20 protein-coding genes are annotated in these 20697 nt (G+C 36.8%); 13 read left to right on the top strand and 7 right to left on the bottom strand.

Annotated elements, in window-relative coordinates:
* The first annotated feature begins 29 nt into the window (after nt 1–29).
* From U9K52_RS11800 to U9K52_RS11765, 8 genes are all read left to right on the top strand, one after another.
* Nucleotides 30–1178 (top strand): glycosyltransferase, encoded by a 1149-nt coding sequence (locus U9K52_RS11800; RefSeq protein WP_322926636.1) that lies wholly within the window; start codon nt 30–32, stop codon nt 1176–1178.
* Between the two features lie 12 nt (nt 1179–1190).
* Nucleotides 1191–1745: a serine O-acetyltransferase gene (locus U9K52_RS11795; RefSeq protein WP_263601726.1), complete on the top strand. Its 555-nt coding sequence runs from the start codon at nt 1191–1193 to the stop codon at nt 1743–1745.
* Nucleotides 1746–1783: 38 nt separating this feature from the next.
* A complete protein-coding gene (locus U9K52_RS11790; RefSeq protein WP_263601727.1) occupies nt 1784–3277 on the top strand; it encodes a phosphoethanolamine transferase in 1494 nt (497 codons plus the stop codon).
* Nucleotides 3278–3555: 278 nt separating this feature from the next.
* Nucleotides 3556–4224, top strand: a complete 669-nt coding sequence (locus tag U9K52_RS11785; protein ID WP_248389881.1) for a carbonic anhydrase — start codon at nt 3556–3558, stop codon at nt 4222–4224.
* Between the two features lie 22 nt (nt 4225–4246).
* Nucleotides 4247–4546 carry a hypothetical protein gene (locus U9K52_RS11780; RefSeq protein WP_072883846.1) on the top strand — a complete coding sequence of 100 codons (300 nt, stop codon included), beginning with the start codon at nt 4247–4249 and terminating at the stop codon, nt 4544–4546.
* Between the two features lie 135 nt (nt 4547–4681).
* Nucleotides 4682–6274 (top strand): SulP family inorganic anion transporter, encoded by a 1593-nt coding sequence (locus U9K52_RS11775; protein ID WP_322926634.1) that lies wholly within the window; start codon nt 4682–4684, stop codon nt 6272–6274.
* 45 nt (nt 6275–6319) lie between these two features.
* Nucleotides 6320–6955, top strand: coding sequence for a carbonic anhydrase family protein (locus U9K52_RS11770; RefSeq protein WP_072883844.1), 636 nt, complete (start codon nt 6320–6322; stop codon nt 6953–6955).
* Nucleotides 6956–7180: 225 nt separating this feature from the next.
* Nucleotides 7181–7621 carry a hypothetical protein gene (locus tag U9K52_RS11765; protein ID WP_322926632.1) on the top strand — a complete coding sequence of 147 codons (441 nt, stop codon included), beginning with the start codon at nt 7181–7183 and terminating at the stop codon, nt 7619–7621.
* A gap of 25 nt (nt 7622–7646) precedes the next feature.
* On the opposite strand, the gene pth is transcribed toward U9K52_RS11765, so the two are convergent.
* From pth to mfd, 7 genes are all read right to left on the bottom strand, one after another.
* Nucleotides 7647–8210, bottom strand: a complete 564-nt coding sequence (gene pth, locus U9K52_RS11760; protein ID WP_322926631.1) for an aminoacyl-tRNA hydrolase — start codon at nt 8208–8210, stop codon at nt 7647–7649.
* A gap of 86 nt (nt 8211–8296) precedes the next feature.
* Nucleotides 8297–9229 (bottom strand): hypothetical protein, encoded by a 933-nt coding sequence (locus tag U9K52_RS11755; RefSeq protein WP_248389868.1) that lies wholly within the window; start codon nt 9227–9229, stop codon nt 8297–8299.
* Between the two features lie 102 nt (nt 9230–9331).
* Entirely contained in the window at nt 9332–10183 is an 852-nt protein-coding gene (locus U9K52_RS11750; protein ID WP_322926630.1) for a hypothetical protein, read from the bottom strand.
* 130 nt (nt 10184–10313) lie between these two features.
* Nucleotides 10314–11057 carry a hypothetical protein gene (locus tag U9K52_RS11745; protein WP_263601732.1) on the bottom strand — a complete coding sequence of 248 codons (744 nt, stop codon included), beginning with the start codon at nt 11055–11057 and terminating at the stop codon, nt 10314–10316.
* Between the two features lie 3 nt (nt 11058–11060).
* Nucleotides 11061–11873, bottom strand: a complete 813-nt coding sequence (locus U9K52_RS11740) for a hypothetical protein (protein WP_322926628.1) — start codon at nt 11871–11873, stop codon at nt 11061–11063.
* Nucleotides 11874–11881: 8 nt separating this feature from the next.
* Nucleotides 11882–12697 carry a hypothetical protein gene (locus U9K52_RS11735; RefSeq protein WP_322926627.1) on the bottom strand — a complete coding sequence of 272 codons (816 nt, stop codon included), beginning with the start codon at nt 12695–12697 and terminating at the stop codon, nt 11882–11884.
* An 87-nt stretch (nt 12698–12784) separates the two neighbouring features.
* Nucleotides 12785–16153, bottom strand: coding sequence for a transcription-repair coupling factor (gene mfd / locus U9K52_RS11730; protein ID WP_322926626.1), 3369 nt, complete (start codon nt 16151–16153; stop codon nt 12785–12787).
* 239 nt (nt 16154–16392) lie between these two features.
* On the opposite strand from mfd, the gene U9K52_RS11725 reads away from it, so the two are divergent.
* The 5 genes from U9K52_RS11725 (at nt 16393) to U9K52_RS11705 (ending at nt 20655) form a co-directional block, all read left to right on the top strand.
* Complete coding sequence (locus tag U9K52_RS11725; protein ID WP_263601735.1) at nt 16393–16785, top strand: hypothetical protein; 393 nt, start codon at nt 16393–16395, stop codon at nt 16783–16785.
* A gap of 198 nt (nt 16786–16983) precedes the next feature.
* Nucleotides 16984–17265, top strand: coding sequence for a hypothetical protein (locus tag U9K52_RS11720; protein WP_263601736.1), 282 nt, complete (start codon nt 16984–16986; stop codon nt 17263–17265).
* A gap of 126 nt (nt 17266–17391) precedes the next feature.
* Nucleotides 17392–18891 carry a GH3 auxin-responsive promoter family protein gene (locus U9K52_RS11715; protein ID WP_322926624.1) on the top strand — a complete coding sequence of 500 codons (1500 nt, stop codon included), beginning with the start codon at nt 17392–17394 and terminating at the stop codon, nt 18889–18891.
* A 69-nt stretch (nt 18892–18960) separates the two neighbouring features.
* Nucleotides 18961–19326 (top strand): hypothetical protein, encoded by a 366-nt coding sequence (locus U9K52_RS11710; protein ID WP_248389843.1) that lies wholly within the window; start codon nt 18961–18963, stop codon nt 19324–19326.
* Between the two features lie 93 nt (nt 19327–19419).
* Nucleotides 19420–20655, top strand: a complete 1236-nt coding sequence (locus U9K52_RS11705) for an MFS transporter (RefSeq protein ID WP_312174899.1) — start codon at nt 19420–19422, stop codon at nt 20653–20655.
* The last annotated feature ends 42 nt before the right edge of the window (nt 20656–20697 follow it).

Here is a 20697-nt window from a genome sequence, read left to right as displayed (position 1 = left end):
TCTTGTAAACACAAAAGAAAAAAAACAAATTGAAAAAGAAAAAAATCCTCATTCGAATAGGCTCGCTGCGTCATGGCGGCGCAGAAAAAGTATTGGTTAATTTCCTGAAAAACCTTCCCCCGGATAAATACGAAATTGATCTTCTCCTGAATCTATACTCGGGACTGTACATACAGGAAATTCCTTCATGGATAACGCTGCACTACCTCATAAAAGGAGAGATGATTACTACCAACAGACCGAAAGATATTCCCGTAAAAGTATTCAGGGTACTTTATGAGAAAATGTTTCTTTGGTTTCCTGTTCTGCTCTACCGGTTTATTTTGAAAAATAAAAAATATGATGTAGAAATTGCAGCCATCCATGCGATGTACAGGGAAATACTTTCAAGTCCGCAGAAAAATTCAAAGAAAATTATCTGGGTACAGAATGATATTTTCAACGTAAAAGGCTACACATCAAAGGTAATCCGTGAATTTTTCAGGTTTGACAAAATCCTCGTAATTTCCAATAAACTCCGTGACGGAATGTGCGACCTGGCAGAAAATGAAACAGAAAAAGCTTCTGTTATCAAAATATTCAATCCGATCGACAGAAATGATACGCTGAAAAAAGCAGACGCTGAAATCAATGATTACCCTTTTACTGAAAATCTTCCAACATTTGTCACCGTAGGTACGGTATATCCGCAGAAAGGCTATGACCGGCTGCTGAATGTTCATAAAAAACTTATTGATGAAGGATTGAAACACCAGCTGCTAATCATTGGTGACGGTTATGATTTTAATAATATTAAGGATCAGCTAAACGAGCTTGGCCTTCAGGAAACGGCAAAAATGTATGGTTTCAGCAGTAACCCTTATCCTTATCTGAAAAAAGCAGATTTTTATATTATGTCATCGAGGCATGAAGGGTTCCCTACCATTATTGCAGAAGCGCTTATCCTCAACAAACCTGTTTCAGCAACCGATATTTCAGGGATACGGGATCTTCTTCAGGACGGCAGGCTGGGAACCATCACTCCAAACTCCGAAGAAGGAATTTATGAGGGAATGAAAAAATTTCTTACCGATACAAACATTGCTGAAGAATATAAAAACAGAATTGCAAAGACTGAGCTTCCGTTTGTTTTGGAAAAATCGGTGGAACATCTTCAAAAAATTATTGACGAAGTCTAAAAAGCACATATCATGGCAGATCACTCCATCATTCAGAAAGATTTTTACCGGGAAAGCGGAAAGTGGCTCTCCAGAATTGAAATATGGAAAAAATGCATCAATCCCAATCTTCACTTTATTTATATTTTGAGGATGGCTCAGAAATATCAGAAAATAAGATTTTTAAATATATTTTGGAGAATGGTTTTACGGCATTACCAGATTAAGTATGGTTTTCAGATTTATCCTGAAACACAAATTGGGGAAGGTTTCTATCTTTGCCATTGGGGAAGCCTGGTCATCAATCCGGATACGATTATCGGAAAAAACTGCAATATTGCCCAAGGTGTTACCATCGGGCAGCAGAACCGCGGTAAGAATGAAGGCTCTCCCGTTATCGGCAATGAAGTGTGGATCGGTACTAATGCGGTTATTGTAGGAGCAGTGACGATTGGAAATAATGTATTGATTGTTCCCAATTCTTATGTCAATTTTGATGTTCCTTCCAACTCCGTTGTTCTTGGAAACCCCGCTAAAATCATTCCGGCAGAAAATGCTACAGAAGAGTATATCAACCGGAAAGTATAGTATTTGAAAACTTACCAAACAAAAGAAAACACAATATCATGCTAAAAAAAATAATTCCCGCACTTATCATTTTACTTTACCTTACAGGTCTTTTACTTTCTTTTCAGTTTATTTTTCAAAAACTTTTCGATAAGGAAAGGTTTGAAAGCATCCGGAATATTCTGGAATATGGAATCATGTTCTTATCTTTTCTTATCTTTAACGCTCTTTTATTCAAAAATAAATATAGTGCTGTATTATCAGTCATATTATGCTTATTGCTAAGTGTTAACTTTCTTATTTCCGTATCCTGTTTTTTTGTTTATCATTCAGGCTTCAATGTGGGAATGGCCATAAGTATCCTGGAAACGAATATGCACGAGGCTTTCAGTATGTCTTACATGTTTATTCTTCCAGGTATCCTTTTTATCATTTTTTTCGGATTGTTATTGTATTCTGTTATTTATCTTAAAAACAATACCGTCAGATTCAACGGTAAATTTATTTTTATTGCTTCGTTATGGATCATAATGCCATTTGCTTTTTATCTTAAACACCGATATATAAGCAATAAGGGAGGCGGAAAAATGATTAAGAACGTGTATTATCATCTATCTGATTTTAATGTGGCAATGAAATTACAGCAGGATATTGATGCCATTAAAAAAAATACTCCTGTATTTAACAGCAAGAAAATACAGCAGGGAGTAAAAAATGTAATTCTCATCATAGGAGAATCCGAAAGAAAACAGAATATGTCTTTATATGGATACGGAAAAAAAACGACTCCAAATGCAGAACGGCAGGCCAAAGATATGATGATTTTTGACCATGCCGTTTCCCCCGCGGGAATAACCAACCTTAGTGTTCCGCTGATGCTCTCCAGTATTCATCCGGATGAATTTAAACAACGCTATGACAAGCTTTCATATAATGTTATTAATCTTGCCAATCAAAGCGGATACAATTCTTTCTGGCTTAGTACACAGGCCAGCTCCAGAGGAATAACGGCAATTGCTTCACTCTCTAAAAATAAAAAATGGATCAACGGATATGATGAGGTTATTATTCCGGAACTTAAGAAAGTTATTCACGGTTCAGAAGATAAATTTGTGGTTCTGCATATCATGGGAAGCCACCCTAATCCGTGCAACAGATTACCTTCAACTTGGAATTCCGAAGGATTGAACTGCTATGACAGCTCTGTAAAATATACGGATTACGTTCTCGGAAGTATTTTCAACATGCTAAAAAATACAAATTCAGTTGTCATTTATGTTGCCGATCATGGGCTGAAAGTACAGGGCAATAAGCTGTTGCACATAGACTCTAAAGAATCTACCCAGGTTCCTTTTTTTATCTGGTTCGGTGATAAAGTACCTTCGGTTTACAAAATTACAGGCCGGGAAGCTTTGCAGACGCAAACCACCTATATTTATCCGTTAATTATGAAATATATGGGATTGGAAGCACCTTCCACTTATAAAAACCAAGAAAATAAATATTTAAATCTGGAAATGGAAAGCATCAATTACAGTAAACTTCCGGAGTAACAAAAATTAATTTATGATTGAATTTTTTAAAATGATTTAAGCTTAAACATTTTTCAACTTTAGTACTAATTTTCTGATTTTTACTTTGTAATTTTATTTAATCTAAATTATTTGTATGAATCGTGGTAATGTCACATGATTTTAAGCATATTTTAATATTAAACTTTGTTAAAAATCGTTGATTTTTCACTAAAAATTCTATTTTTGTAGCATTATTGATTTAGTCTATTGATTTTAAAAATAATTTACACGAAATAAATAATTATACCAATAAAATTATGTCACAATCGTACGAAGTTATTTTTGAAAACAACAAAAAATGGGTAGCGTCTAAACTGTCAGACAATCCGGAATTCTTTCATGATCTTGCAAAGACCCAGAATCCAGATTATCTGTACATAGGATGTTCAGACAGCAGGGCAACCGCTGAAGAGCTGATGGGAGCTAAACCCGGCGAAGTTTTTGTCCACAGAAATATTGCCAATATTGTTAATACGTTGGATATGAGTTCAACAGCTGTTATTCAATACGCTGTAGAACATCTGAAAGTAAAACACATTATTGTCTGCGGCCATTATAACTGCGGTGGAGTAAAAGCAGCCATGACACCTGAAGATCTCGGATTACTGAATCCATGGCTCAGAAATATCCGTGATGTTTACAGACTTCATCAAAGCGAGCTGGACTCTATTGAAGATGAGAGCCGACGTTATGACAGGCTGGTTGAACTGAATGTTCAGGAGCAGTGCATCAACGTTATCAAAATGGCCTGTGTACAGGAAAGATACATTCTTGAGGAGTATCCTGTTGTCCACGGCTGGGTGTTTGACCTTAGGACAGGTAAGATTATTGATCTGGAAATTGATTTTGAGAAAATCCTCAAAGACATCCAGAAAATTTACAACCTTACGAGTTCCGACTGGGTTATGAGCAGAAAAACCAAATAGTTTTTCTTAAAAAAAATGTGAAATGAAACTTTGGAGTATTATTACATTACTGTTTTTTCTGAACTTCACGGCTTTACCGGGTATAGCTTCGGTATTGGGCTGGGATCTCACGAGAACCAATGTTGTAATTAATGAAGAAGAACCACATTCTCATCCTTCATCTTTTATTGTTTACGAAAAGACCCTTCCCAAAACTCTGGATGTATTTGATTATCTGAAGTTTTTCGAGCCTTCTCTGGAAGAAAAATCTTTTGTACCGGTAGATGATTCCTTTCATCTGTCGCCTTTATTATCTATATTTTCTCCGCCTCCGGAAGCTTAATTTTAGTCAGTCTTTTTTATCACTATTCATATCATTTGATATTGAACAGGATGTACTATTTATAAAATTAAATTTCCAATTTTTTGTAATTGATTATTAAAGAATAATAATCAGTTCTATTCACAGCAGTTTATCATGAAAAAAACATCATTAATAGGAGGAATAAAGGAGAATTTCCCTTCAGGACTCGTAGTATTTTTAGTAGCGCTTCCCCTTTGTTTAGGGATTGCTCTTGCTTCAGGAGCACCCCCTTTATCCGGAGTCATTGCGGGTATCGTGGGAGGCCTGGTTATAGGATCAATCAGTAATTCCAATATTTCTGTATCGGGTCCGGCAGCCGGATTAACAGCCATTGTACTTACCGCGATCACAGACCTTGGTGCATTTAATATTTTTCTTTGTGCCGGAATCATTGCCGGAATTATTCAATTAGTTTTAGGATTTATACGAGCAGGAAGTATTTCAAATTATTTCCCCAATAACGTTATTGAAGGAATGCTTGCAGCCATCGGGATCATTATTATTTTAAAGCAGATCCCGCATGCTTTAGGATTTGATAAAGATTACGAAGGTCATCAGTCGATTTTTGATAACGGACTGAACTTCGGATATTTTTCAGAGTTATTCGGAGCCATTCATCCGGGAGCCATTATTGTAACGCTTGTTTCTATATCTATATTAATCACCTGGGATAAAGTTCATTTTTTAAAAAGAATAAAAATGCTACCTGGAGCGCTTGTAGCAGTAGTTGCAGGTATAGTCCTGAATGAAATTTTTAAAATGACAGGCAGCTCACTGGCAATACAAACCCAGCATCTGGTGTCTCTTCCGGTACCACAGTCGCTGGATGATTTTAAAAACCTTATTACCACTCCTGATTTCAATGGCTTTATGAATCCGAAAGTCTGGATTGCCGGAGCAACAATTGCTATCGTAGCTTCTATCGAAACGCTGCTTTGTATTGAAGCTTCCGACAGACTGGATGTACAGCGAAGAATTACAGATACCAATCTGGAATTAAAGGCCCAGGGAATAGGAAATCTGGTAAGTTCATTTATCGGCGGACTTCCAATGACCTCGGTAGTAGTCCGAAGCTCTGCGAATGCCAATGCAGGAGCAACTTCGAAAATGTCAACCATTATCCACGGGATCCTACTGTTAATTTGTGTTTTATCAATTCCTGTTATTTTAAATCTTATTCCTTTATCAACATTGGCAGCGGTATTGATTATGGTTGGATACAAGCTTGCTAAACCGGCCACTTTCAAACATTTCTGGCAATTGGGAAAATTCCAGTTTATTCCTTTCGTAGCAACTGTAATTGCCGTTGTGGCAACGGATTTGCTGAAAGGAGTAGGAATAGGTCTTGCGATCTCCGTTTTCTATATTCTGCAGGGAAATATGAAACGAGCTTATTACCTGAGCAGAGAGAAGCTTGATGATGCAGATGAAATAACGATTAAACTTGCCGAGGAAGTTTCATTTTTGAATAAAGCAGCCATTAAAAAAACATTGAAAAATATAAAGCCGAATTCTACCGTTACCATTGATGCAAGAGGAACCTCTTATATTGCCACCGATGTTTTGGAGATGATTCAGGATTTTGCTAATATCAGAGCCAAAGAAGAAGACATTAATGTAGAACTTTTAGGATTCAAAACTTCATACAGAGACTATGAAAGAGACGAAAATTCTCATATTGTAGTCACTCATAAAAGAGCTATGTAAGCTCAATTTAATAATTTTTTTAACTTTAAAATATAAACAGATTATATGAAAGCACACACTCACGAAACTCAGTCTACCATCACCCCTGAAAAAGCATTAGAGTTTTTAAAGGAAGGAAACCAGAGATTTGTAAATAACCTTAAAGCCAACAGAGACCTTCTGGAACAGGTAAATGCTACCCGTGAAGGACAGTGGCCATTTGCCGTAGTGTTAAGCTGCATAGACAGCCGTACTTCCGCCGAACTTATTTTTGATCAGGGTCTTGGGGATATTTTCAGCATCAGAATTGCCGGAAATTTTGTAAATCAGGATATTCTGGGTTCTATGGAGTTCGGATGTAACGTAGCGGGTTCCAAACTGGTGGTTGTATTGGGACACACCAAATGCGGAGCATTGAAAGGCGGACTTGATGCAGCACAAATTGAAGGTCTTGGAATGGATAACCTAAACCATCTTATCAATCACTTCGACCCGATCATTAAACAGGTAATAGAAGACGGCGAAGAGCGTTCTTCAAAAAACAGCGATCTTTTAGAAAGATTAAATCATCAGAACGTAAAAAGCGCTATTGAAGATATCCGCAAACAGAGTTCAACACTCAGAAAACTTGAGGAAGAAGGCAAGATTAAAATTGTAGGCGCTAATTATGATGTGGAAACCGGAGCCGTAAGCTGGTTGTAAGCATCTCTATCTTTCAGTCGCTTGGCGGAAAGACAATCAATCAATATGTTATAGTTAGATAGATCGGAAATTAAATTTTAAAAGTACATCAGAAGGCCATCAAATTCGATGGCCTTTTTATTGTGGATTACCAGAAGTAAATATCTTTAATAATAAAACATACATAGATCAGTCAGATTACTCCGGAAATTCTTACTTTTGAACAGTAAAATCCTGAAATCAATCATGCCTGCATCAATAAAACTGCTTCTTTGTGTATTTCTCTGCCTCCTTAATGGTTTCATTAAATCTCAGGAAACGTCCGGGAAAAAGGCGGTAGCGGATACGCTGTCTTATGTTAAAAAATTTGAAATCAATAAAGAAAAATACATCGGGAAACCTTTTTCTCTCCTGCTAAAGGATATGACTCAGATGCAGCCTAAAAAAAATAAATCCGAGTTTAGAGAAGGCACAACGAACCCTCTCCCGAGCACTTCTTTCTCATTTTCTGATAAAGATATCAATTCTGTAAACAATGTTACAATGACCATCAAATGGAAGGCTGATGACAGAGCAACAACTCCGTTGGAATTTTTTGAGCAGGAACACAATTACCGGTTTACGCCCAATGAAAAGAATTTTCTTGAGAAAAAAATTGTGATGGACATTACGGTATATAAGCGTTAATTGTTTAAAAATCCTGCTGTATATATCATTTCCCGTTGAAAGCAGACATGGTGTTATTGATTCCGGCAAATACAAATGACAAACTTGCTTTGGAGAACTTTTCAATTCTTTCCGGAAGTGTTGCGTTTTCTTCTTCAGTCCAGGTTCCAAGGACATAATCTACCTGCCGACCTTCGGAAAAGTCTGCCGAAATCCCAAAACGAAGCCTTGCGTAATTTTGTGTCTGAAGAACTTCATTGATATTTTTAAGTCCGTTATGCCCTGCATCAGATCCTTTTCCTTTCATTCTTAATGTTCCGAAAGGAAGTGCAAGATCATCCGTTACGATCAATATATTTTCCAAAGGAATATTTTCTTTTTGCATCCAGTATTTTACAGCATTTCCCGAAAGGTTCATATACGTATCCGGTTTTAAAACCAATACTCTTCTCCCTTTGTACTTCCCGTCTGCCATCCATCCGAAGTTGGTGCTGTTAAAAGGAGCTTCCAATGTTTCAGCAATTTTATCCGCCACTTTAAAACCTATATTGTGGCGAGTATTTTCGTACTCTGAGCCTTTATTTCCGAGGCCTACAATCAAATATTTCATTGAGAAATTTTTTGCAAAATTAAGGTATTAAAAACAAAAAACTCAATCTGTAATAGATTGAGTTTAGTAATATTTAAAGATTATTTTTATAGCGGTTTGTAAATGTAGTTTACACCGTATCCTTTTCTCATATACGTTTGGGCGTCATAATTGTAATCTGTAGATACAACTACTGGTACCGGTACCGGCTGCATCAGATCAGAAACGGATTTTCTTTTAGGACTGTTTGGAGACAGAATCCAGCTTTCCATGTCATTTTGCTCAGTAGATAACAATCTGGAAATTTTATAAGCCAGTGGCAATAGCGTAAAGGGATTGATCTGGGCATCATAATTGGAGTACTCATAGCCATATTTTGTGTTTACTGCACCGAATACACCTCCTGCGATAGGTCCGTAACCTCTTATTACTTTTGTTACATTATCCCCCGAATATTCATAGGTTGTTTCTGAAAAATTGCTGTACGCAAAAGGAACACCTATTGTTTCGTTTCCGGTCTGCATAACAATCTTGGCAAGTTTTGATGTTGTAGAATTGTATGTAAGATTATAAAGTGTTTTTGATTTTCTAAGAATAGTCCAAGGTCCAGGAGTTGTTGATGGCGGAACCGGGGCTGTTCTGTTGTATACGGAACGTGTTTCGGAAATAATTTCTAATCTTCCCGTATTGCCATAAGTGAACTGTTGTTCGTATGAAGTACTGTCTGCATCAGGTGTACCGTTATTATCAGCATCCAGAAAACCTTTGAAGGTTACCCTGCTTATCTTATCCCCACTATACTGTACATCTGTTACTGAAGCCTTTCTTGTATCCACTCTGGACACCTGGAGGCCGTTATAATGATAGGTTGCCAGTGTATCAGCATCAGTGATTTCTCTGTAAAGTGCACGTGCACCGATAAGTCCGGTATTATTGTTAATATCCAGCAACGGATTTCCGTCTTCATCCGATAAATCTTTACAAGAATGAACTGCAGAAATACCTACTAAAAGCAAAACAAAATAAAAAAGTCTTTTCATTCCAAGGTGGGATTATTTATTTTTCCACAAATATAGTTTTTTTTTGAATAAAAATCATGTTTTTATTCCTTTTCAAACAAAACTAATAAAGATAAAATGTAGTTATAAAGGCTTATATACATATTTAACAATCTGTCCGGGATCTGAAACCGGATAATTTTGAGCATCATACAGATAAGATTTCGGCACGCTGGTCTGCGGCGCACCCGAGCTTATTAAAGTGTTCTTTCCCGTATTATTAGATGACAATGCATTAAAATTAATTGGGAATAAAGTACCCGTAACTATAAAATATTCTTTCGGTAGAGTGGTATAAGGATTTATTTTGTTATCATAATTATCATATGCATATGACATGGTAGTTGAGGTTGAAGGATCCGGATTTCCACCATTCATGAGCATGGTTGTATAATCAAGCTTTGCCACGTTACCTGCAGCGAAGGTAAACTTATTTTCCACGTAATGGGTATAAGTAGCACTGCCTCCCATTTTTTTCTTCTCTACAATTCTGTATAACTGTCCGTTTGCATCATAATACACGGTGAAATCACTGTGGTTTGCGGAAGAAACTAACGTTTGGTCCATTGTTATTTCAGACAATTTCCCTCCGGTGTATGAGAGCGTATAGAGATGATTAATAACATGAGGATTTACATTATCCAGATATTTGATTTTTGAAATCTTGTCGCCGGAATAAGTAACCGTAGCGGTAATGGTATTGTTGCTCCCCGCATCTCTGATCAGCGCCTGAGAAAGAACTCCTGCATTCGTAATATACTCTTCCTGGTCAATATTTCCGTTTGTGATTTTACTCAAAATCCTTGGCCCTGTAATGGTTGTTCCGCCCGAATTACTATTATTTTGGTTAGGAGGATCTTCTGTAGTGTTATCACAGGAAACAGAAAAACTTAATGCCAAAAGAGCAAGAGATGAAATGAAGTATTTCTTTATCATACGTTATTAATTTTTAAGCTCTCAAATATAATTGAATTTCTTTGATCGGAAAACTAAATTTCGAGATAAATATTAAAGCAAAAATCTAAAAAAACTGTTTTTTTTTAGATTTAATTACATTTCATACCATCTAATAAGGCTGCAATACTGAAGTTGTAAAGACAGATTGTGCCATTGCAGCATTAAGAAAAGAAGTATTAACAGGAAAACCTATTCCCAACGTTCCTGAATTTATATTCCTTTTAGTACACGCTACTTTTACAGAATAATTGTTTTTAGGAACAATATCAGTAAGTGTTGCATTCAGGTTGAAAATTTTGTAAGTCCCATCCGTACCCAGTACGACATCTGTTCTTACAGCCTTTAGTTTATCATCCAGAAAAACACCACATGCAAATCCTGATGAAGAATTGCCATTTCCTGTTTTTTGTGCAGTTGTCTGAAATGAAAATACGACTTTGTTAGTAGGTTTACTGATTGAAAAAGTATCCTGCGTTCCGGATAGTACGGTCCAGGTATTATCAATTACAGAGTCTTCCGTATATGGAGTGGTAGCGCCGTTGGATCCGTTAAACGTTGCCCCAGACTGATCTATTAAAGTATTGATGAAGAAAATAGACATGCTGCCTTGTCCGTCAGCAATTTTTATATTTTTCCAGTCGTTTACAGTAAGATCGGAACTATTATGAAAAATCATCCCCGCTGTGCCTGCGTTTCCCTTTACAGTATTTGTTCCTCCTGTTCTCAGCTCATTTCGTATGTTAAGATCTCCGTTAATATCCAAGGTACCCACCGGAGTAGCCGTATTTATACCCACCTGGGCATATGAGCCAACCGAAGATAGTGAAATTATGATGATAAATATTTTCTTCATGATTTAGTTTGTTACTGGGTTAAATACTTCAGGAACTTCATAAGCATCCACTTTAAGGGATGACTGGGCAATAAAGCTGTCAATATTGGAAGCTACATTAATTCCTATACCAAGTGTTGCTGTAGAATTATATGATTTTAATCTAGCACAGGCTACGCTTACCGTATGATTACCTTTTGAAAGATTTTCTGCGATACCTATCTGATTGTGAGTGATAAATGTATTGGTCCCGGAGCTTGCCTTAATATTTCTTTGTCTTAAATTGACCAGTTTATCATCAACAAAAATTCCGCATGCATAATCTATGGAGATATCCGGATTGCCATTGGAAGGGAAATCTGCCTGCACCACAGTTTCAAACTGAAAATACATCTTACTTGTAGCACTATATAAAGTAAACGGCTGAAATAATGATGAAATTTTTCTAAACAAGTTTAATGTACTGATGTTTACATTTTTTACAAAGGTAGTCGATATTGTTGCAGCATTGGAAGATTCTTCCGAAGAGGTGAATTTTAAGCCTGTCCTGTCTGAAAATGAGCTGCTGAAAATGAGATAAAACTTATTCTGTTCATAGTCAGGAATACGTAAAGTTTTCCAGATGGGAGGATACCCTTCACCCTGAGAAACAAGTACCTGATCATTGATCCCGGTAGTGATCTGGTTATTGGTGGTATTCAATACAGATAATTTTCCTCTTAGATTCACATCTCCGTTTACATGAAGAACAGATTTGGGAGATCTGGTATTGATCCCCACCTGAGCACAAAGATAAATTTGGGTTACTGATAACAAGATTATTAATAGTTTTTTCATAATTATATTTAGTAAGTTACAAATTCAATGATATCTAATTTAAATACAGATTCTAAAGTAAATGCATTGGAAATTGTATTGCTATTAGAAATATTCCTACCTATTGTGAATTCAGTAGTCAGGCTAGAAGAATCTATCTTACGACAGGCTATTTCTATTTTCTGATTACCTGCAGGAATATTCTGTTCCGTGTAATTAAGTGTGAAAATATAATCCTGAAGCCCTTGCTTGGTGCTATTATTATTGGAAGAAATTTTATCGGGTCTTACTGCTACAAGCTTTCCGTTTCTGAAAACAGCACATGTAAAAGTAATATTTTGCGAAGTTGTTGCAGCCGGCGCTTTCATTTCAACGCCTGTCTGAAATTGGTAATTCAGCTTATTTTTACTGTTTTTAATGACAAAGTTGTTTTCCAGACCTGTAATTTTTACCCATTTTCCTTTAGTAATATCTGTAATATCATCTCCTATATTGCTTTGATATATTCCATCAGCAGCAACATTGGCAGAAAGACTTGTTATACCAACCTGATCTGTAGACAAATATGAATTAATTAACTTATACTGCCCTTCTTCCACAAAAGACACATTCAAAGACTTCCAGACTGGAGGCAGACCCTCGCCCTGAGAAACCAAAACCTGGCCATTAAGCCCGGCGCTACCCACTTGACTGGCAGTGCCTCCAACTCTGAGTTCTTTCCTTAAGGAAGCTGTTCCATTAACATCCAGCAAAGCATTTGGATTTTGTGTTTTTATTCCAACCTGTGCGTTTAGCGTCACATAAAAAAACAACCCGGCTATACATTTGTGTTTATTTTTTTTCATGGATACAAATATAAAAAAAATTCACACCGAGTTGATATACTTTAAAAAAAATAAAAAAACAAACTGTCTAAATATGATATTAAAGAATTAACCGGTCTTAAGCATTGATTTTAAAAGAGAATTTACCTCATCAACATTCCTTACTTTATCCTTCCGCATCATCAGCTGGTTGCCTTCTTTACCGGTTTTTTCTTTAAGCTGTGCTTCTGCCGGGTTTTGGGTAAGATAACTGATGATATGTCTGAATTTGTCTGTCTGATAAAATTTATCCTGTGGGTTACCCGGGAAATACCCCAGAAATACGCCATTCTTCATAACAATTTTCTCAAATCCGATTTCCGATGCCAGCCATTTTAAACTGACACTTTTAAGCAAATTCTTTGCTTCCTCGGGCAGATTTCCAAAACGGTCTTTCAATTCAGATTCAAATTTCTCGAGGTTTTTTTCGTTATCAATATCAGCAAGCTTCTGGTAGAGTAATAATCTTTCTTCCGTATTGGAGATATACGAATCCGGCAGCATCAGCTCAAGATCCGTATCAATATTAATATCTTTTGTTGTTTTAAAGAGCTTATTTCTTTCCTCCTCATTTTCAAATAAATTTTCAAATTCCTGGTCATCTTTCAGCTCCTCCAGTGCTTCCTGCATTAATTTCTGATAGGTCTCAAATCCCATTTCATTAATAAATCCACTTTGTTCAGCTCCCAATAGATCTCCTGCACCACGGATTTCAAGATCTTTCATAGCAATCTGGAAACCACTTCCCAAATCAGAAAACTGTTCGATGGCCTCCAGCCTTTTCCTGGCATCAGAGGTCATCATATCATAAGGCGGTGTAATGAGATAACAGAATGCTTTTCTGTTGCTTCGTCCTACCCTCCCTCTCATCTGATGCAAATCTGCCATTCCGAAACGTTGTGCATCATTAATGAAAATAGTATTGGCATTAGGAACATCCACTCCACTTTCAACAATCGTCGTAGAAACCAGCACATCATATTTTCCTTCCATAAAATCAAGGACATTTTTCTCCAGCTGCTTCCCTTCCATCTGCCCATGTCCCGTAATAACCTTTGCATCCGGTACCAGACGCTGTATTAATCCCGCAATTTCTTTCAGGTTTTCAACTCTGTTGTTGATAAAATATACCTGGCCGTCACGCTGGAGCTCATAGGAAACAGCATCCCGGATTATTTCTTCATTAAAGCCTACCAATTGTGTTTCCACAGGTTGTCTGTTCGGCGGTGGAGTCTTGATTACCGAAAGGTCTCTTGCAGCCATTAATGAGAACTGTAATGTTCTCGGAATAGGTGTAGCCGTAAGCGTGAGCGTATCAACATTGCTTTTAAGCGTTTTTAATTTATCCTTTACGGAAACTCCGAATTTATGTTCTTCATCGATAATCAGCAATCCCAGATCTTTAAACTTCACGGAACTGCCCGCCAGCTGATGCGTTCCGATAACAATATCAACCTTACCGTTTTTAAGTGCTTCCAGAGTTTCAGATTTTTGCTTGGCCGTTCTGAAACGGTTGATATATGATACATTTACCGGAAAATCTTTAAGTCTTTCTTTAAAACTCCTGTAATGCTGAAAAGCCAGAATTGTGGTAGGAACCAATACGGCAACCTGCTTTCCATCTGTTGCCGCTTTAAATGCAGCCCTGATCGCTACCTCCGTTTTCCCGAAACCTACATCCCCGCAAACCAGCCTGTCCATTACCGTATCTGCCTCCATATCTTTTTTCACATCAATGGTTGCTTTCTCCTGATCCGGAGTATCTTCATAAATAAAGCTCGCTTCCAGCTCGTTCTGCAGATAAGAATCCGGAGTGTAGGCAAAACCTTTGGCTGTCTTTCTTTGAGCATAGAGTTTTATAAGATCAAAAGCAATTTGTTTTACTTTCGCTTTTGTTTTCTGTTTTAAAGATTTCCAGGTTGGTGATCCGAGCTTACTCAAAACCACTTCACGTCCTTCAGGACCATTGTATTTTGAAATTTTATGAAGTGAATGAATGCTTACATACAAGAGATCCCCGTTTTTATAGGTAAGTTTAAAACATTCCTGAATTTTACCGTCATTATTTACCTTTACCAACCCCATAAACTTTCCGATTCCGTGGTCGATATGGGCAATATAATCTCCTATTTTCAGAGACATTAAATCTTTTAAGGTAAGCTGTTCCGATTTTGCAAATGTATTTTTTGCCTTATAGCGCTGATATCGGTCGAAGATCTGATGATCTGTATATACAAGCAATTTATGGTTATGATCTACAAATCCTTCATGAAGTTCAGATTTAAAACTTTTAAAAGGAAGCTCATGCTCCAATTCTTCAAATATAGATTCAAGCCTTTCTTTCTGCTTTTCTCCCGTAAATGAAATCCAGGTATCAAAACCGTTACTCTGTTTTTCTTCAAGATCTTCTATCAGCAGTTCAAAATTTTTATGAAACGACGGCTGTGGAATCTGATCTATTTTGATCTCCTCCAGATCAATAAGACCTTCAATAGAAACGCTTCCGAAATCTACCGTGGTAAATTTTTTGTAATCGAATAAAAATTCCTGATCGGAGATAAAAAGTTCCTGAGGCGCTCTGTGGGCAATATCCTTACTTAAAGTATCATATTTTTCCAGCGCTTTCTCATAGAACGTTTTAAGCTTCTGCATTCCGATAATCCCGTTTTTGGAAACCACCATACTTTCCTTTGGCAAAAGCTGAAGAAGAGAAACCCGGCTTCCGGTTACCGTAAAATTCATATTGGAAACCAACTGGAAATCCTCAACCTTATCTACAGAAAGCTGTGTTTCGATATCGAACGTTTTGATGCCTTCAATTTCATTCCCGAAAAAAGTAATACGGTAAGGCTTTTCATTGGAGAAAGAGAAAACATCTACAATCCCTCCTCTTACAGAAAACTCTCCCGGTTCAGAAACAAAATCGGTCTGTTGGAAATTATAGTGGTTCAGGAGTTCATCCACAAAATCAAAATCAAGCTGATCGCCCACTTTTATATGATGGGAAATGGCTTTAAAATCCTCCTTTTTAAGCACCTTTTCCGAAAGCGCGCCAGCGTAGGCCACAATTACTTTCGGAGATTTCCCCGATGTTATTTTATTAATAGCTTCTGTTCTTAAAACAAGATTTGCATTTTGGGTTTTCTCCACCTGATAAGGCTCAAGATGGGTTGCTGGAAAATACAGCACTTTATCTTTTCCCAGAAGGTCTTCCATCTCCGTATTGACATACAGTGCATCTTCTTTATCATCAACGATATAAAGAACAGTCTTTTTACGGGTGAGAAAAAGTTCGGCCACAACTATAGAAACGGCTGATCCTGCACTGCCTTTTACGGATATATGTTGATGGTTTTCCAGGTGAATGAAAATTTCTTTCCCAAATTCCTTCTGAAGGAGATCCGGAAGGAATTTTTCATTAATGGTTTTTAATTGCATAAAAAATAGTATAAACGACAAAAGCGATTTCGGGAGTTTTCCGAAACCGTTTGATCTTTACAAAGATACAACTTAATTTCCATTCCAGAATCACGCCAATTCTTCGTAAACAGAGTGTTTAAAGATAGAAATCTTAATTTTTATTAAAATCTTAAACAAAAAAGTTAAAATAAGTAATCATTTTTCTAAATGGCACATTGTTTGGAAATTCAAGACTACCAAAATTAAAGAATATTATTATGAAAAAAACAATCAGAATTTTAGGAATGTTCGTGCTATTATTTTTTGTAGTCACGACAATTACATCATGCAGCGACGACGACGATCCTGCCAACAATGATTTTTTTGCAGGAACTTACAGAGGTAGCGTAGGCTATACAGATGGAGACAACAACATCAGCTCGAATGACGGGAGTGTATTCGTAACAAAAATTGCAAGCGGAACCAAATACAACTTCGCTTTCTCAAACGGAATTCCTGATCTTAACGGAGTAGAATTTAACCAACAGGGCGATAATACTCTGGTAATGGTAGGATCTACAGCGACATCTTACATCAGAATTGATAATAATGAACTAAAAATATTATATTTAAAGGACGGAAAATCGTGGACGGCTAACTGTACCCGATAACCAACTTTTCATACATTATGTAAGGACCTGCTTTTCTTTATTAAAGGAAAGCAGGTTTTGTATTCTAAAAGACTTCTCTGAAAGGATGTTTAATGTTTTTTTAAGCTGTGATAAACTTTAGTTAAGGTTCTGAAATTGAGTTTTTTCAGTAAAAATTTTATATACCTTTGATTCAAGAAACAAGAAAAAAAAGTTCTTATGAAAAAATTCTTATCCGCAATGTCAATCGCACTTGGACTTGGCCTTGCAACCGCTCAGCAAACTGCTCCGGCAACTGCCGCCAATCATCACCAGCCAGCAAAAACAGCACAGGCTTCAAAGCCGGCCAAATCTGCAGCAACGGCTACACCAGCCAAAGCTGAAGCAGCTCCGGCAGCTGCGAAAATGAAAAAGGACGGAACACCGGACAAACGTTATAAGGAAAACAAAAAAATGAAAAAAGACGGTACCCCGGATAAGAGGTACAAAGAAAACAAGTAATACTCAACAATAGTTGTTATTTTCATAATCAAATTTCGAGAACCGATGACCACTCATTCATCGGTTTTTTGTTGGATATTGCTCATAAAGTTTCAAAGATTCTTCAGTTATTTATAAATTTGAAGAATGATAAACTTTCTTAAGAAAAATATCGCATTGCTTTGGGCAAAAAAACATGTGCGCAAAGCTGAAGAATTTAAAAAAAATGCTGAACAAAACCAGGAGAAATTATTATTTTCCCTTGTGGATACTGCTAAAAAAACGCTTTTCGGAAGAGAACATGATTTTGAAAACATCAGATCCGTTAAAAATTTCCAGGATAAGGTGAAAATTTCGGATTACGAAGACCTAAAACCTTATATTGAAAGAGTAAAAAAAGGACAGGCAAACATCCTTTGGACTGATGTTCCGGAATATTTTGCAAAAACTTCAGGAACAACTTCAGGCTCAAAGTATATTCCTATTTCCAAGGAAGGAATGCCATTTCAGGTGAAAGCTGCCCAAAGCGCTCTTTTTCATTACATTGCTAAAAAAAACAATGCCGATTTTGTAAACGGCAAAATGATCTTTCTCCAGGGGAGTCCTGAACTTGAAGAAGTGTTCGGGATTAAAACCGGTCGTCTTTCAGGAATTGTAGCCCATCATATTCCCAAATACCTTCAAAAAAACAGGCTTCCGAGCTGGGAAACCAATATCATGGAAGACTGGGAGGCCAAGGTTGACAAAATTGTAGAAGAAACGGAGAAAGAAAATATGACTCTCATTTCCGGGATTCCGCCATGGCTGATTATGTATTTTGAAAAGTTAGTGGAAAGACATAGCAAAAAAATCAAACATATATTTCCAAATCTTCAACTGATTGTGACAGGAGGCGTAAATTATGAGCCTTATCGCGACAAAATGGAAGAACTTCTCGGAGGAAAGGTAGATATCGTACAGACATTTCCGGCATCTGAAGGTTTTTTTGCCTTTCAGGATGACCATACAAAAGAAGGACTGTTGCTTTTAACCAACCACGGAATATTCTACGAATTTGTTCCTTTGGAAGAATATGGCAAGCCTGATGCGAGAAGATTAACTTTAAAAGATATTGAGCTTAACAAAGACTATGCTTTGATTTTAACTACGAATTCAGGATTATGGGCGTATTCTATCGGCGATGTAGTGAGATTTACCGGTAAAAATCCACACCGGATACAGGTAAGCGGCAGGACGAAACATTTTACGTCTGCCTTTGGCGAACACGTTATTGCGTTTGAAGTAGAGGAAGCAATGAAAGCAGCCATAGAGAATTGCCCTGCACAGATTACCGAATTCCATCTTGCCCCGCAGGTGAATCCTGAACATGGCCTTCCCTATCATGAATGGTTTATTGAATTTGAAAAACAACCTGAAAATCTTGAGCTGTTCCGGGATGAACTGGACAATCAGCTTAGAAAACGCAATACTTATTATGATGATCTTATTTCAGGAAATATTCTTCAGAAACTTTATATTACGGTTTTAAAGAAAAACGCTTTTCAGGAATATGCAAAATCACAGGGAAAACTGGGCGGACAAAACAAAATCCCCCGACTTGCCAATGACAGAAAAATTGCAGATTTATTGAAAATATATAAACTTTAAGCACATTTTTTCAATTCCGGAAACATATATTCGAAAAAAATTATAAATTTGGAAAACTAAAAAATAATAATGAAAGCATCTGTACTTTTAAAATCATCTTTATTAACGTCGTTATTTGTAATTTCATCTTGTGCAACCACAAAATATAGTATGGATACTGCTAAAAATGATTATTCCAATCTGGAGGCAGGAAGAACGTATACTGTAATGATGAGAGACGGTTCAGAAAATCAAAAAATATTATTCCGTAATGTAGATGGAGATAATATCATTGGGACTGCCGGCAAAAAAGACAGTACAGTTGTAACAATACCGAAGGCCAATGTTGCTGCCGTGAAAGACAGCAGAAAAGCAAAAACGGTAATAGGAGCTTCAATCATCGGAGCCGCTGGCGTTGCAGCCTTAGTGATCAGTGCATCACGTGCAGACAACTAAATAGATTTTATCTTTTAGGAGTCATTCAATTTTTCATTTAAAAATTTACCATATACATAGCCTTAAATCCATATTTGAGGCTATTTTTGTGGAATGATTTCTTTTACCCCGTTACAGACATTAAAAAATGTCGAGTTCAGAAACCTTCTTACGGGAAGATTTTTTATAGTTTTAGCATTCAGAATGCTCGCCACTTTATTGGGATGGTGGGTGTATCAATTAACAAAAGATCCGTTTTCAATAGGCCTCATCGGTTTCTCAGAGGTAATTCCGGCAGTAAGCTGTGCACTCTATGCCGGCCATGTGATTGATATGAACGAAAAGAAAAGATTATTACTGATTTGCAATTATGCTTATATTTTTTTAATCGGACTGCTGCTAATTCCCGCTTTTTTTAATGTAGAAATGCATTTTACGGGACATCAGATTACTTATTTTATCTATGGTGTAATTTTTTTCACCGGTATTGCAAGAGCTTTCATAGGACCTATCGTTCCTTCTATGATTCCTAAAATTGTAAAAAAAGACAACCTTCCGAATGCGGTTACTTTAAATCAGGCAACATTCCTCATTTCCTCTGTTTGCGGTCATGCAGCAGGCGGATTTCTCATTGGCTATTTTGGAGTAAAATGGACTCTTGTTGTAATTATTTCACTCATCTTTTTGGCATCATTATTTTTTTTCCAGCTAAATAAACAACATTCCGAATACAAAAAAGAGAATATTAACGTTATAGAAAGTATGAAAGAAGGAATTTCTTATATATTAAAAACAAAAGAAATTCTTGGTGCTCTTTGTCTTGATATGTTTGCTGTACTCTTTGGTGGTGCCGTTGCCATGATACCGGTGTACGCTACCGATATACTTAAAGTTGGTGCTGAAGGTTTCGGATTGCTGAATGCAGCTTCAGACATAGGTTCTATGTGCATCATTACCATTTTGTCCGTAGTTCCGCTGCGAAAAAATCAGGGTAAAATCCTGCTGGCGGTGGTTACAGGGTTCGGACTGTGCATTATCGGTTTCGGATTATCACGATTATACTGGCTTTCCTTTCTGTTTTTAATGATGAGCGGAATGCTGGATGGCATCTCTGTTGTGATCAGAGGAACCATTGTACAATTGAAAACCCCGGATAATATAAGAGGAAGAGTGCTTAGTGTGAACTCAATATTCATCATGTCAAGTAATGAAATGGGGCAATTTGAAAGTGGGGTGATGGCTAAATTGCTAGGAGTTGTACGCTCTGTAGTGTTCGGCGGAACAATGACTGTTTTAATTGCACTAGCCGTAGGAACCACCAATAAAAAATTGAGAAAAATGCAATATTAAGACAATAAAGATCAATTTATTAAATTAATTTTAAAAACTTTA

It is taken from the genome of Chryseobacterium sp. MHB01 (assembly GCF_034651565.1).
GTDB lineage: Bacteria > Bacteroidota > Bacteroidia > Flavobacteriales > Weeksellaceae > Chryseobacterium > Chryseobacterium nepalense.
Note: the sequence above shows the minus strand (reverse complement) of the source record. Positions and strands in the feature narration are given on the sequence as shown.